Genomic DNA, 13,654 nt, shown 5'->3' with positions numbered 1-13,654 from the left:
AACGTGAGCACTCGACGCCCACTGATCCTCGTCTCGAACGACGATGGCATCGACGCACCCGGCATCCACGCGCTTGCCGCGGCCCTTGTACCCCTGGGTGAAGTGCGCGTGGTCGCCCCGCTTCAGGAGCAAAGCGCTGTCGGGCACGCGATCACGATGCGGGAGCCCGTCCGGGCGCACAAGTGGCCGTTCCGCGGCCCGGACGGCGTCATCCCGGCGCACGCCGTGACCGGCACGCCGGCCGACTGTGTCAAGCTGGCCATCGACAAACTGCTGCCGCGTGTTCCGGACGTAGTGGTCTCAGGAATAAACCAGGGGCCCAACGCCGCTGTGAACGTGATCTATTCGGGCACCGTGAGCGCAGCCACAGAGGCCGCCATTCTGGGCATCGATGCGGTGGCGGTTTCCTACTGCCGCTGGACCGGCGGGGACTTCGCGCCCTCAGCGGTGTGGGCCCGCAGGATCGTGGATCAGGTCATCCACCGTGGTCTGCCCCCGGGAATCCTGTTGAACGTCAACGTGCCGGACAGGCCTGCGCACGAACTCCAGGGTGTGCGTGTCACGCGGCAGGCGCGGTCCCGCTGGGAAGAGTCCTATTCGGAGCGGCTGGATCCTTTCGAGCGGCCGTACTACTGGATGGCGGGCACATTCGTCAATCTGGACGACGGCGACAACACGGATCTGCACGCCATCGAGCAGGGCTACGTCTCGGTGACGCCGGTTCAGCATGACCTGACCGCACACGAAGAACTCCGCGAGCTTGGCACGTGGACCTGGCAGTCCGAACCAGAAAAAGCAACCGACTAGATGGCCACACTGAAGGTCGCCGTGGAGCGGCGCGACGACAGCTTTCACTTTGTCGGCACCAACGAGCAGGGCGTCGAGGTGCATATGGATGATGCGTCCGAACGCGCGGACGGCATCGGGCTCGGTGCCAGCCCCATGCAGCTCTTGCTGGTTGCCCTGGGCGGGTGCAGTGGCATCGACCTGGCGTCCATTCTCAGCAAGGGGCGTCTGCAGATAGACCGCATCCACATCGACATCCAGGGCGACAAACCCGACGGGGTGGCGCCCTCACTGTTCGAGCGCATTCATGTGGTCTTTCACGTCGACGGAGACGTGGATGAAAAACGCGTCTCGCGGGCCGTGGACCTCAGTCTGGGCAAATACTGCTCCGTGGCCAAGACGCTCGAGCCTACAGCCACGATCACAGCGTCGTACGTGGTTAACGGGGTGTCACACGACTGGGAGCCGGCCGCCTAACGCAGCCAGATCAGCATCGTCTGAGGTTCCAAGTCTACGGTGTGCGCGCCTCCTCCCAGCGTCGGCTGGGTCCCTGACACTCCGCGCTGAGGGTCAATCTGCCGGCCGTTGCCGATCAGTGACCACTCGCCGTCGGGCAGGGTGATCTCCATGGACGCTGCCTCGGGACTCACATTCACCGCCACGGCTACCGAGCCTCCGACGACATAACCCAGCAGTGCCGGATTCTCCGGCACGAACCACTGAATGTGGTCTGCCGGGGGCTCGGCCGTGCGGAACACGGCTCCTGCCTCACTCAGTCGAAAATGGATCAGGCCGCGCCAATAATCCCGCATCTCGCTGATGTTGGGCTGTGCAAGCCGCTCCCAGTCAAACCAGTTCGGGGATCGCAGATTGTAGGTGTCGTGCCGGCTCTTGAAATAAATCGGTCCGCCAGCGACTTCCCGCATGAACTCGTCCAGCGGTGCGATGCCCTTGGTGCGCATCATTTCCGTGCCGCCGTGCAGGACGATGGGTCCGAGAGATGTCATCAGCAGGCCCGCGGCAAGGCGCATCGCACCTTCGTCGACACCCTGACGTCCGTCGTTGTCACGCAGCGCGTAGCGATCCGCAAGGGCCCAGTTGTCATGAATGTCCAGGTAGGAGATGCCGTCGTTCGGACTGGGCTCCTCGGCGTAGTTGTTGGCGATGGCCGCCATGGCCGCATCGCGCACATTGGTATCGCCGCCGGCGAATCCGCGCTCGTTGACGTCGAAGGGTGACCCCTTGAACGCGTTGCGGGCGTCATCCTGGAAAAACGTGATCGGCGCGTCGGCTTTGTACCAGGCCCAGTCCGGGTTGGCGCGTGTATCGGGGTCCGTCGGGGCAATCCAGGGCTCGCCGTAGATGATGATGTCTTCAGGCAGGTCCGCCATGACCTTCAGGAGTGTCTGCTGATCAATCTGGCCGGCCAGGTCGATGCGGAAGCCATCGACTCCCAGCTCGTCGACCCAGTGGCGCAGTTGATCCACAATCCACCGCTGAACCATGGGCCGATTCTCCGACTTGACCTCGTTGCCGAACGGTCCGATGTGCTCCACATCGGTGCCGGAACGGTAGTAGTAAGGCAGGTCGATGGCGTTGAAATTGAGCAGCAGGTGTCGTCCATCCATGTTTTCGCCGGTGTGGTTCGGTACCACATCGATGATGACGGCCATGCCCCTCCGATGGAACTCGGCGACCAAAGCCTTGAACTGCTCCCGCTCGGCCCCATAGTCCGTGTCGCGACTACGGAAGCGCGTCTCCACCGCGAATGCGTGCGTGGTGCGATAGCCCCACTGGTAGTTCTCGCGATCGATGGCCATTTCCTGCGCGAACTCGTCGTCGGCCATGTCGGCCTGCCAGTCTGCATCCGGGTAATGCAGGTACTCCTGCACGGGCATGAGGTGGACCACATTGACACCGAGGTCCTCGAGATAGTCAATGCCGATGGGCTGTCCGGCCGCGTTGACCAGTCCCGAGCGGACCATGGCAGGCAAGGTGCCCACCTCATCGTCAGAAACCGGTAGCAGGTCCGTGAAGTCCTGCACGTGGACCTCATAGGCCACCACAGATTCCATCGCCGGGCGACCTCCAGCCAGCGGTGGCGGCGGCGGACCGTCTACCCAGACGCGACTGCGTCCGTGGGAGTCCACGTTGACCAGCGCGTAAGGGTCGCTGATATGTACCGGATGGGTCTCGTAGAAGTAATTGCCCGGATCTGGAGGTCCGTGCACGGTGAAGTCGTAATACACACCATGGTGGTCGCCAGCCTGCGTGGTTTCCCAGACGCCGTCACGATCCCGCGTCATGGGTACGGAGGCCGCCGGGTCCGCATCGAAAGCACCGTGATACAGGTACAACACGACCGCCGAGGCCCTGGGCGCAAAAAGCCGGAAGGTCGTCTCCGAGCGATCATCGGCAACGATCGCTCCCAACGCCTTGTCCGAGTAGAGCGTGCGGAACCACGCATCGCGCCGGGCCAGAGCACGAAGCTCATTCTCGGTGTCGGTGATGTGATAGACGCGAGTCGGGTCCAGAGGCACGGCTGGTACGACCAGCGAGAGTGAAGCGGTATTCGGGAGGACCGACGAGATGGGTATTTCGTCTCCGGCACCGTTGCTGAGCAACAGTCTGGGCGCATCCGGCCGTTCCAGCCCGACCCATTCCACAAACACCGCGGTTGGCCCGTGCAATTCGGCCCGAAGACGGGGTTCGGCGTCCTGGGCGGCTGTCGAACTCGGGTGCAGCGCAAGGGCAGCCATCAGAATCAGGCTAGTCTTTCGAATCATGGGGCGTCTGGGTCAGGCGCAGGCCTTTGAGGCCGTCTGCGCCGTCGATGAACAACTGCAGGTGCGGGAACGGAATCTCAATATCGGCCTCGCGCAGGGCCTCGCGGATCTTCTCCGCGTACTCCAGGCGCAGCGGCACTTCCAGGGCAGGGTCGGTGATGTGAAAGCGGGCAACCATGTCCACGCTGGAATCTCCCATGCCGGTTACTACCACGGTAGGGGCGCGCGTCTCGTCCAGGCGTTCGTCATCCTCGAACAGGGCCATCACCACCTCGCGCGCTTCGGCAGGGAACTCCTTGTATGCGATGCCGAACCCGATCTCTACGCGCAGGGAAGGCAGCAGCGAGTGGTTGATCAGCTTGTTGCTGATCATGCTGATGTTCGGCATGACCATGACCTGATCATTCAGCGTGCGCAGTCGGGTGGATCTGAGCGTGACTTCCTGCACACATCCGTACGTGCCTTCCAGATCAATCCAGTCGCCCACGCGGAACGGTCGATCAAGCATGATGGTCACCCCCGAAATGAAGTTCTCCAGGGTGTCTCGCGCTGCAAAGCCCACTGCGATACCCGCGATGGACAGACCGGCCAGGAGTGCGGTCACATCCACGCCGAACTGCGCCAGCACCATAATGCCTATGAAGATCCAGGCACCGATGCGAAAGGAGCGCAGCGTCAGGTTCTTCAGCCCCTCATCCGTGCGGGTACTGCGCCGCAGGGAGGCCTCGAGCACACCGTAGAGCACCCGGTACACCACATAGAAGACCAGGAAGACAAACGTGGCGCCGATAAGCAGCGGCAGAAAGTCTTCCAGCATGCCCCGGAGCGCCGTCTGAATGCGATCCACGGCGCTGCCCACATCGCCCGAAGCCAGCAGTCTTCCCGTCTCTCCGACCTCCCGGCCGATATTGCCGATGATATCGGTGCTGTCAGGACCTGCTACGTCCTGCGCAATCGAATCAGCGGCCACTGAGGCAGAGTCCGCGGCGGCTTGAAGCGCATCCTGCGGGCGCATCACGACCAGGAGCCGGTGGCTGCAAACAGTGTGTTTTTGAGCAGCATGGCGATGGTCATGGGGCCGACCCCGCCCGGAACCGGTGTGATGTGTCCGGCCACGTCGCGTGCGGCTTCAAAATCCACGTCGCCCACCAGTCGGTACCCCCGCTTGCGAGTGGCATCATCCACGCGGTTGATGCCCACGTCGATGACCGCTGCTCCCGGTTTGATCATGTCGGCACTAACGAAGTTGGCACGACCGATGGCGGCGACCAGAATGTCGGCGCTCCGGCACACCTCGGCGAGATCCCGGGTGCGCGAATGACACACGGTGACTGTGGCGTCCACGCCGCGCTGCACCAGCAGATTGGCCATGGGTTTGCCGACTATGTTGGAGCGTCCGATGACGACCGCATTCGCACCCCGGGTCTCAATGCCGGAGCGTTTGAGCATTTCCATGATGCCGGCGGGTGTAGCCGGGCGAAGGCCGGGCTCTCCGGTCACCAGGTTACCAACGTTCTCGGGGTGAAAGCAGTCCACATCCTTGGCCGGCGAGATCGCCCGGAGCACCTTCTGTTCGTCGATGTGGTCCGGCAGCGGAAGCTGGACCAGGATGCCGTCCACACTGTCATCGGCGTTCAGGTCGGCGATCAATTGCAGCAAATCTGCTTCCGGCAGATCAGCATCGTACGTCAGGGTCTCGCTCTCGATGCCGGCATCTGCGCAGGCGCGGTTCTTCCCGCGTACGTAGGAGGCGCTTGCCGGATCGTCACCGATCAGGACAACTTTGAGCACGGGCGGCCGATGGCCCTTCGCCGTCCAGGCGTCTACCGCCTCCTTCACTTCCTGCCGCACTTCGGCGGCGATTGCTTTTCCGTCGATGAGGGCGGCGGTTGTTGCTTCCATGCGTAAGGATCGGAACGGGATTTGATGCGCAGAGGACAACTATTTGACGGTCTGCGGGTTCTCCCGCCGGCCGCGCAACTTCCCCCTCTCTTTCCACAATCCCATGCAGAAACTCCGAGCCGGAATTCTCGGCGCAACAGGCGCGGTCGGGCAGCAGTTTGTGCGCCTTCTTGCCGACCACCCCTGGTTTGACATCAGCGTGCTGGCCGCCTCGGAGCGTTCGGCTGGAAAACGCTATTTCGAGGCGGTCAACTGGATTGGCTCAGATCCCATTCCGGATTCCGTTCGTGAAATGGAGGTGGTCTCCTGCGAGCCTGGCATCGGCTGTGATTTTGTGTTCTCGGGACTGGACGCAAAGGTCGCGGGTGGCATTGAGAGCGACTTCGCAGCGGCCGGCTACGCCGTCATCTCCAACGCCCGCAACCACCGGATGCGGCAGGATGTGCCGTTGCTCATCCCGGAGGTGAATCCGGAGCACACCGCGCTCATCGACGCGCAGAACACGTCCGGATACATTGTCACCAACCCCAACTGCTCCACCGTGGGACTGGTGTGCGCACTCAAGCCGATAGTGGATGCATTTGGTGTTGACCGGGTTCAGGTCAGCACCATGCAGGCACTCTCCGGGGCGGGCTATCCCGGCGTGTCGTCCCTGGACATTCTCGGGAACGTCGTCCCATTCATCGGAGGCGAGGAGGACAAGCTCGAAACAGAGCCGCTCAAACTGCTCGGCGCCCTGGAGAACGGTGCGGTCACGCCCTATCGGGCTACGCTCAGTGCACAGTGCAACAGGGTGCCGGTCCTGGACGGTCACATGGAGACGGTCTCGCTCTCGCTGAAGCGCACGGCATCTCCTGAAGCGGTGGTGGGGGCGCTGAGGGGATTCAAGAACCCGTTGGCCGGCCTCGGGCTTCCGACGGCGCCCGACCCGTTTGTGGCCGTGTTTGACGACCCAAGATTCCCGCAACCTCGCAGACACAGCAATCTGGGGCGCGGAATGACGGTATCTGTCGGCCGTGTGCGGTCTTGTAATGTGCTGGACATCCGCATGGTCGTGCTCTCTCACAACACGGTGAGGGGGGCAGCCGGCGGAGCGATTCTGAACGCCGAGTTGCTCGTGCACCAGGGGCGCCTGAGCTCGCGCACCGCCGCGGCCCCGGCCACTGAGAAGGCTTCTTGAAGCGTGCCCGGCGCGTTGACTAACCTGATCTGAGAACCGTATTATTCCGGTCTTGCCCGCGGGTGTAGCTCAGTGGTAGAGCATCACGTTGCCAACGTGAGGGTCGTGAGTTCGAATCTCATCACCCGCTCGGACAAAAGGCCTCAACGGATCACGTTGAGGCCTTTTTTATGCCTGGCTGCTTTGGGCAACCTGTCTGCGCACGACCTCCGCCAGGACCAGGGCCCAGAGCACGAGGCAGCCGGCAAACACGCCTGTGGTGCCCGCAGGCGAGAGCAGCGTGCCCGCCACATGCACGGCCGCAAAGGTGGCGGTGCCGGCAAGCAACGGCACCACATAATGCAAGAGGGCGCTGCGCCCTGGCACTTCGGCAACATGCAGCGCGACTGCAGCCTGCGCCGCTCTTGCCAGGAACCCGGTGATTCCCAGCCAGGTCATTCCAGCAAGGGGGTCTTCCTGGGACACCGCGAGCCAGATCCCCGTGGATACGACAGCCAGATTGAACGCGTTTACCCAGAGGTCGACGGATTGCCGCTCAGTGACATCGAATACCCGCGTAAGAGGTGAGGCCACGGCAGTCATGAAGATCCAGGGAGCCAATCGGGCTGCATAGGCTCCTGCCTCACGCCACTCTTCCCCGAACACGAACGAAAACACGTCCGGCGCGGCGCCGCACACGCCGGCCAGGGGCACAAGCCCCGCCCAGACCAGCAAGCGATGGGCTTCCGCGGTTTCCCGGCGCAGGCTGCCCGCCCGGAACGCCTCGGCCGCGGTCACGAAGAACACCTGCGCCACGGCCGTTCCGACCAGGGCCAGCGGGACGTACAGGACCGCGAACGCCTGACTGAACCAACCAAGGACCTCGGCACCGAACGCTCCGATCAACAGCAGGAACGGCAGGCGGGTGGCCAGGGCATTGATGAGCGCCGCGGGTGAGGCGAACTGTGCGAAACGACGATACCGATGCGCAGCGGCCCGGACGGCACTTGGCGCGCGGTCGGCGGGCCACCGCTTGCGGGTCTCGCGGAGCCAGACGAGGGCGCTAAGGCCGTGTCCGAGGGCGAAGCCGCCCAAGAGTCCGGCCGGTCCTGCGCCAACTACGCCCAACCCTATCCGGGATGCCGTGGTGGTGATGCTCTGTGCCACGCCGCCGCCGGAGAGCAGAGCGAATCGCTTGTGACGGGTGAGCCACAGCTCGGCCAGTTTAGCGGCGCGCAACAGGAGCAGCAGACCCGGCACGGTCCACAGCCACGGGCGCACAGCTTCGGGGGCCAGGGGTGCGAACAGCCAGACGCCTACGGCGGAGAGGCCGGTCGTGAGAAGCGTGAGCCCCAGAGACAGCCGCCAGACCGCCGCAGCCTGCTCGTCGTCTTCCGGCAGCACAACGGCGTCTTCGTAGCGAAGTGAAGCCACGGGAATGAGCACGCCCACCAGGGCTACCACGAACTCGACAATCCCGAAATCAGAGGCCGGGTACAGGCGAAGCAGGATCGGTTTTGCGAGGTAAGCAACCAGGAACGCCACCCCCGACCCGCTGACGAGGGTGCCGACCGGCCCAATCAGTCTCGAGTGTGTAGATGCGCTCATGGGCGCACCTCGTAGATGAAGGCGGTGCCTGGTTGCTCCCGGAGCACAAACAGCGAATCCGTGGAGGAGAAGGGTGTCGTGCGCACCACGAATCCGGCTTCATACTTGTTGGCCACTTCGTGCGCTCTGGCGGCACTCATGGCGGCGTAGGCGGTGTCCAACTGGCGCAACCACAAAGTGCCGCCCTCTGAGGACGGCAGTCCTCCGATGTCGACCATGCGCTGCAGCCACTCTGCCGTGCCTCCGGCCGAAAAGGGATAGGCCTTGAAATTCGCGACCACAGCCCGGCCCGACGCGAATCGGAAGCCGGTGGATGACGGGGGAACCATGAACCGCGCGTCGGGGGCGGTCTCTGAGGCCGCCCACCTGGCGGCGGCGGCCAGCTCCAGGGGACCACTCGACACGACGGGTCTATCGGCGATGCGATGGCCGCGTGCCAGGAGCACGATCCCCACAATAGCTGCCACAGAACCGGCCGTCCAGACGCTCACGGGAATGCGCGGCTCCGGAAGTGCGGCCCCAAGGCCGCAGCAGAGCAGCACCGAGGCGAGCACGGACGCCTTGAACGGCTGCAGGGCCAACAACGCGTTGAATCCGGTCATCCAGGCCGCGACGCCTAGGACTATTGCCAGGCCCATCGCAAGGAAAATGCCGGCGAGCAGCCGGTTTGAAGGAGCACGGCGGGCCAGTCTGGTGCGACGCAGGGCCAGTCCACCGCCAACCCCCAGCACCGCAAACTGCGCCAAATCGGCCGCGGGAAACGCCGATGGCAGATAGTGGTGGGGGGCCCTGAAGCGTGCCAGCACATCGAACGACTCCGACGGCAAACCGGCTCCCGAAAGAAAGAGCAGGACCCCCAATGGCAGCGCAAACAGCAAGGCCGGCACGGCAAACTGGACAGCATCTCCTTTCAGGGAACGATCCCTCCAAAGCAAGGCGGCAAGGATAAATGCACCGGCCTGCGCCGCCACCAGGATCTGCACCCAGGCGGCGACCCCGACCAGCACGCCGGCAGCCAGGGCACGACGGTGCAGGATCAGCAGCACGGCCGGAAGACACAGCGCCCAGGCCAACATGGAGGGTACCAGCATGGAGGACCAGGCTGCGTTCCCGCCCAGGGTCCAGCGGGGTAGAAGTGCCAGCGCCAGCACGGCGGCGACGAACGCTCCAAACGGAGCGGCACCCAGCTTTCGGGCAATCAGGTGGATGCTCACGGCCAGGGAAAGGGCAGCCGCCACCCACAGCAGTCCTGTGGCGAGTTCGACACCCAGGAGACGCGCCGGAATCTCAAGTATCGAGACAAAGCCCGACCTGATGTGAAAGGAGTCGAGCTGTGAGGTCACAAACCAGTCATGCTCCAGCAGGGGTGGCTCAATGCGCGCGCGCAGCAGCGGGAGAAACTCATCCTGATCGCTGATGCCAAAGGCGTATCCAAACCGAAACACCGCCAGGAGCGGAGCGACGAGCGCCGTTACCAGCACCGGAAGCAGCAGGCGGGCCTGGCGGCTCACCGGCCCCGAAGTGCAGCAAGCGCGGCTACACCGCGTGCCACAAGCCCCGTTGACCGCGTCGCCGCCCAATAGGGCACCAGGCGGCCGCCCAGCCGCCGCTTGAACTCCGCGATCGTCGCGGTATTTGCGCCGACCATGTCGATGTCGGTGACTCCAAGGGCGCCCAGCTTCTCAAGCGCGGATGCCATGAGCACCGTCATCGCCGGGCCGGGTTTGCTTCCGGCAAGCCAGTACCAGGCACGGGGCCCATCGACCAGAAACACTACGCCCGCCTCCGCCTGTCCGTCTCGAAGGGCGACCAGGCAGCGCCCCAATCCGGCCTCCAGGAGCCCCGACGCCGCCTCTGTTACACTGTGAGAGGAGAACGCCAGCGCACGTCCGTTGCGCTCATAGCCATCCAGAACGAGGCGGACCACCTCCTGGGCACGACCTGCGTCCTCAACGACCTGGAAAGTGGAGGCTTCCTTGCGCACCGCTCGGCGGGAGCCGGAGGACCAGGCAGCCTGGCCGGCGGCCACTGAGATCAGGTAGGTATACAGGGGGGAGACCTGCCAGCCGGCCCACTGCAGGGCACGCGCATCGGTCGCCTCAGGCGGGAGATGCAGTCGCACCCGATCAAATTCCTGGTCCAGGTGCCGCGCAACGCGGTTCAGGGGGTCCCGGGAGCCGTGCACGTCTGTCTCGGCCAGGGCCGGGATAGTGAGCCCGGAGAAGGGTGTAAACGGCGGCAGCACCACCTCCCGAACCGGGCCCCGCTTTCGCCACGCGAGCGTTCCTACCTCCTCATGCTCATACACCTGGAGCGAGCCCACCTTGCACATCGCCCGCACATAACGCGGATCCGAAAACACCGTCCGGAAGGGGGTGTCCGATGCGGGTGGCGCGGGGCTCAAAGGATGTACTGGCTCAGGTCGCGATTCTCGACAATATCGGAAAGCTTCTCACGAACCCGCGCCGCATCGATCACAATGTCCGCATCCGAGATCTCATCGGGCACGTTGAAGAGGATGTCCTCGAGCAGGGTCGTCAGGATGGTGTGCAGGCGACGGGCGCCGATGTTCTCCACCTCAGCGTTGACGCGGGCGGCGATGGAGGCCATCTCTGTGACCGCGTCATCGGTAAAGGTTACCCGAACACCTTCGGAAGCCAGCAGGGCCTGGTACTGCTTTAGCAGGGCGTTCCTGGGCAGTGTCAGGATCTTGAGGAAATCCTCCTCTGAGAGGCTCTCGAGTTCGACCCGGATGGGGAAGCGCCCCTGCAGTTCCGGGATCAGATCGCTGGGTTTCGAGACATGGAACGCTCCGCTCGCGATAAAGAGGATGTGGTCCGTCTTGACCAATCCGTATTTGGTCATGACGCCGGAGCCTTCCACGATGGGCAGCAGATCGCGCTGAACGCCTTCGCGCGAAACGTCCGGTCCGCTGCCGCCGGAGCGGCCGCTGCGTGCTGCGACCTTGTCGATTTCGTCGATGAAGACGATACCGGACTGCTCCACACGCTTCACAGCCTCGCGCGTGACGCGGTCCATGTCGATCAGCTTGCCGGCTTCCTCCTGGGTAAGGACACGACGGGCCTCCTCGATGGGCATTCGGCGCTTCTTGCGCTTCTTGCCGCCCAGCCCCCCGAACAGGTCCTGAAGGTTGACCCCCATTTCCTCAATGCCCATCGGCCCGAAGACCTGAAGCATGGGGTTTGATCCCTCCGAGGAGACTTCAACCTCAACCTCGCGCTCGTCCAACTCGCCCTCGGCGAGCATCTTGCGGAATTTCTCCCTGGTGCGGGTGCGCAACTCGTCATTGGAGGCAGGCTGCTCAACCTGTTGCGGCTGGGCCATGGTAAAGCCTGGGCCGGTCACGGCGGGCTTTTGGGGTGCCGGAGCGGCGGGAATCAGGATGTCCAGAATGCGCTCGTCAGCCAGTTCTCGAGCCCGCTCCTGAACGCCCTCGGTATGCTCCTCGCGCACCATGTTGATCGCGAACTCCATGAGGTCGCGGATCATGCTCTCCACGTCCCGGCCCACGTAGCCCACCTCGGTGAACTTCGTAGCCTCCACCTTCAGGAAGGGAGCGGCGGCCAGACGCGCAAGGCGCCGTGCGATTTCCGTCTTGCCGACCCCCGTCGGGCCGATCAAGATGATGTTGTTGGGCATGATCTCCTCGCGCATCTCCGGAGCAGCGTTCAGCCGTCTCCACCGGTTGCGCAGGGCGATGGCCACACTTTTCTTGGCCTCAGTTTGCCCGACGATGTACGTATCCAGTTCCGCGACGATCTGCCGCGGGGTCAACTCACTCATCCACTATGTCCGGAGGCTCCTGACCGGGTCAGGCCTCACTGTTCTCGTATTCGTGATCTTCGACGTCGTCGTCGTCGTCGTACTCCGCCGGGTAGTCGTCCATGTCGTAGTCGGCTGAAGCCGCTCGTACATCCACGACGTCCGGATGCTTCTCGTTCACCATGAGAACGGTGTAGTCGTACGGGAATCCGCGACGTTTCTCGAGCCACACAACGCCCGCGTCCTGCAGGAGATTCACCAGATCCTTGGGCTCCCCGTCATCCTCGTCGAGCATTTCGCTCATCTTGCGGAGGAGAGGCGTCAGATAGACTTCCTCGTACTGCCCGAAGAACTCGTCTATGAGTTCGAGTGTGCGGAAGGCACCGGCGTCCTCCACGCGATGAGTTTCCTTGGGAGCCCGCTCCTGAGGATCGTCAACCGGCTGCTCGCCGGTTTGCGTGCCACGGCGTCTGAGGGCGATCGAGTCCCGATCGGATGAGTCCAGCAGGAAGCGCCCGTTCAGGAATGCATCAGATACTTCACTCCATAGCTGCGAGATGGACGGCGGCAGGTCAAGGGCCGCCACCAGCACGAACTTGCCGAAGCGCTGCAGGTGCTGGATGAAAGGCACGTACCAGTTATTGCCGGAGAGGACCACGAACGCAGAGAGATCGGGGCGCGCGTGCAGCAACTCCGTGCCGTCAATGGTCAGGGTCATGCAGGTGTTGGTGCCCTGGATGCCCGACGGCACATGCCGGGTCTCGACGCCGGCCGAGGCGAGGGCGCTCATGACCGACGAGGCATCCTCCCCGTGTCCACCGAAATCGCCGTACGCCACGGCGCGGACCGGCTTGATGCGCAGCTCCTCAGCGAGGTAACGCCGTAGCTCGGACACCATGCTCATGATGATGCGGTGTCCCTTCTCGGTCGCGGTATTGGCAAATGCTTGCGACAGGTTGTCGAAGTCGATGAGAATCAAGGCCAGATTCTCACCATGGTCGGAAGTGCCGTGCCCTCGTAGCCGTCCCATGTCGTCAGTCAGCGCTATCCGGGGCCGGCAGCTCCAGAATCGTCTGGTTGTGGTTGGTGTAGATGCAGATATCCGCGGCGATGGTCAGAGACTGAGCGACAATTTGCCGCGCCGAGAGTCCCTCTGCGTGTTCGACCAGCGCCCTCGCCGCGGCGAGAGCGAAGGGTCCTCCTGAGCCGATTGCAAGCACATCGTCGTCCGGCTCGATCACGTCTCCGTTTCCGCTGATCAGGAGAAGTTTGTCTTCCGAAGCGACGGCCAGAAGCGCTTCCAGGCGACGCAGGTATCGGTCGGTTCTCCAGTCCTTGGCCAGCTCTACTGCTGCGCGGGTCACCTGACCGCCGTATTGCTGGAGTTTTTCCTCAAACCGCTCGAACAGCGTAAAGGCGTCCGCGGTGGCGCCAGCGAATCCGGCTAGGATCTTTCCGTTGTACAGCGCGCGCACTTTTTGAGCGCGATGCTTCATGACTGTATTGCCCAACGTTGCCTGGCCATCAGAGCCAAGCGCGACACGGCCGCCACGGCGCACCCCTACAACGGTAGTGCTTCGGATGGTGGCGCCGGCGCTGGGGAGTTTACCGGCAGGAGACACTGAAATAC

The 13,654-nt window shown here is 63.6% G+C and carries 12 protein-coding genes and 1 tRNA gene; 4 read left to right on the top strand and 9 right to left on the bottom strand.

Annotated features, from left to right (window positions below; translation table 11 throughout):
• Positions 1–3: 3 nt before the first annotated feature.
• Complete coding sequence (surE, locus tag JJ896_09150) at positions 4–807, top strand: 5'/3'-nucleotidase SurE (protein MBO6779803.1); 804 nt, start codon at positions 4–6, stop codon at positions 805–807.
• Positions 808–1,263 (top strand): OsmC family protein, encoded by a 456-nt coding sequence (locus JJ896_09145; GenBank protein MBO6779802.1) that lies wholly within the window; start codon positions 808–810, stop codon positions 1,261–1,263. It abuts the gene before it with no gap.
• Here the strand turns inward: JJ896_09145 and JJ896_09140 are convergent.
• Genes JJ896_09140 through folD form a run of 3 tightly spaced genes read right to left on the bottom strand, consistent with a single transcriptional unit; the run spans position 1,260 to position 5,474 of the window.
• The gene (locus JJ896_09140) at positions 1,260–3,572 is read right to left on the bottom strand and encodes a hypothetical protein (protein MBO6779801.1); all 2,313 of its coding nucleotides are present in this window, start codon (positions 3,570–3,572) and stop codon (positions 1,260–1,262) included. The genes JJ896_09145 and JJ896_09140 overlap by 4 nt on opposite strands.
• Complete coding sequence (locus tag JJ896_09135; GenBank protein MBO6779800.1) at positions 3,556–4,587, bottom strand: mechanosensitive ion channel family protein; 1,032 nt, start codon at positions 4,585–4,587, stop codon at positions 3,556–3,558. The genes JJ896_09140 and JJ896_09135 overlap by 17 nt, the downstream gene beginning before the upstream one ends.
• A complete protein-coding gene (gene folD, locus JJ896_09130) occupies positions 4,587–5,474 on the bottom strand; it encodes a bifunctional methylenetetrahydrofolate dehydrogenase/methenyltetrahydrofolate cyclohydrolase FolD (protein MBO6779799.1) in 888 nt (295 codons plus the stop codon). The genes JJ896_09135 and folD overlap by 1 nt, the downstream gene beginning before the upstream one ends.
• A 103-nt stretch (positions 5,475–5,577) precedes the next feature.
• On the opposite strand from folD, the gene asd reads away from it, so the two are divergent.
• Positions 5,578–6,654 carry an aspartate-semialdehyde dehydrogenase gene (asd, locus tag JJ896_09125; protein ID MBO6779798.1) on the top strand — a complete coding sequence of 359 codons (1,077 nt, stop codon included), beginning with the start codon at positions 5,578–5,580 and terminating at the stop codon, positions 6,652–6,654.
• Positions 6,655–6,712: 58 nt separating this feature from the next.
• Positions 6,713–6,784: transfer RNA gene (locus tag JJ896_09120), tRNA-Gly, on the top strand.
• A 38-nt stretch (positions 6,785–6,822) separates the two neighbouring features.
• Here the strand turns inward: JJ896_09120 and JJ896_09115 are convergent.
• Genes JJ896_09115 through hslV form a run of 6 tightly spaced genes read right to left on the bottom strand, consistent with a single transcriptional unit; the run spans position 6,823 to position 13,607 of the window.
• A complete protein-coding gene (locus JJ896_09115; GenBank protein ID MBO6779797.1) occupies positions 6,823–8,241 on the bottom strand; it encodes a lipopolysaccharide biosynthesis protein in 1,419 nt (472 codons plus the stop codon).
• Positions 8,238–9,752: a hypothetical protein gene (locus tag JJ896_09110; GenBank protein MBO6779796.1), complete on the bottom strand. Its 1,515-nt coding sequence runs from the start codon at positions 9,750–9,752 to the stop codon at positions 8,238–8,240. The genes JJ896_09115 and JJ896_09110 overlap by 4 nt, the downstream gene beginning before the upstream one ends.
• A complete protein-coding gene (locus tag JJ896_09105; GenBank protein ID MBO6779795.1) occupies positions 9,749–10,645 on the bottom strand; it encodes a GNAT family N-acetyltransferase in 897 nt (298 codons plus the stop codon). Before JJ896_09105 ends, JJ896_09110 begins: the two co-directional genes overlap by 4 nt.
• Positions 10,642–12,045, bottom strand: a complete 1,404-nt coding sequence (gene hslU / locus JJ896_09100) for an ATP-dependent protease ATPase subunit HslU (GenBank protein MBO6779794.1) — start codon at positions 12,043–12,045, stop codon at positions 10,642–10,644. Before hslU ends, JJ896_09105 begins: the two co-directional genes overlap by 4 nt.
• Before the next feature lie 28 nt (positions 12,046–12,073).
• The gene (locus tag JJ896_09095) at positions 12,074–13,054 is read right to left on the bottom strand and encodes an NYN domain-containing protein (GenBank protein ID MBO6779793.1); all 981 of its coding nucleotides are present in this window, start codon (positions 13,052–13,054) and stop codon (positions 12,074–12,076) included.
• A 4-nt stretch (positions 13,055–13,058) separates the two neighbouring features.
• The gene (gene hslV, locus JJ896_09090) at positions 13,059–13,607 is read right to left on the bottom strand and encodes an ATP-dependent protease subunit HslV (protein ID MBO6779792.1); all 549 of its coding nucleotides are present in this window, start codon (positions 13,605–13,607) and stop codon (positions 13,059–13,061) included.
• Positions 13,608–13,654: the final 47 nt, after the last annotated feature.

Source organism: Rhodothermales bacterium, assembly GCA_017643395.1.
In the GTDB taxonomy this organism is placed as follows: Bacteria; Bacteroidota; Rhodothermia; order Rhodothermales; family UBA10348; genus JABDJZ01.
This window is presented reverse-complemented; position numbering and strand designations above follow the sequence as displayed.

Coding starts and splice junctions, on each gene's coding strand:
- JJ896_09145 (MBO6779802.1), top strand. CDS start 808: ATGGCCACACTGAAGGTCGCCGTGGAGCGGCGCGACGACAGCTTTCAC.
- JJ896_09140 (MBO6779801.1), bottom strand. CDS start 3,572: ATGATTCGAAAGACTAGCCTGATTCTGATGGCTGCCCTTGCGCTGCAC.
- JJ896_09135 (MBO6779800.1), bottom strand. CDS start 4,587: ATGCGCCCGCAGGATGCGCTTCAAGCCGCCGCGGACTCTGCCTCAGTG.
- folD (MBO6779799.1), bottom strand. CDS start 5,474: ATGGAAGCAACAACCGCCGCCCTCATCGACGGAAAAGCAATCGCCGCC.
- asd (MBO6779798.1), top strand. CDS start 5,578: ATGCAGAAACTCCGAGCCGGAATTCTCGGCGCAACAGGCGCGGTCGGG.
- JJ896_09115 (MBO6779797.1), bottom strand. CDS start 8,241: ATGAGCGCATCTACACACTCGAGACTGATTGGGCCGGTCGGCACCCTC.
- hslU (MBO6779794.1), bottom strand. CDS start 12,045: ATGAGTGAGTTGACCCCGCGGCAGATCGTCGCGGAACTGGATACGTAC.
- JJ896_09095 (MBO6779793.1), bottom strand. CDS start 13,054: ATGGGACGGCTACGAGGGCACGGCACTTCCGACCATGGTGAGAATCTG.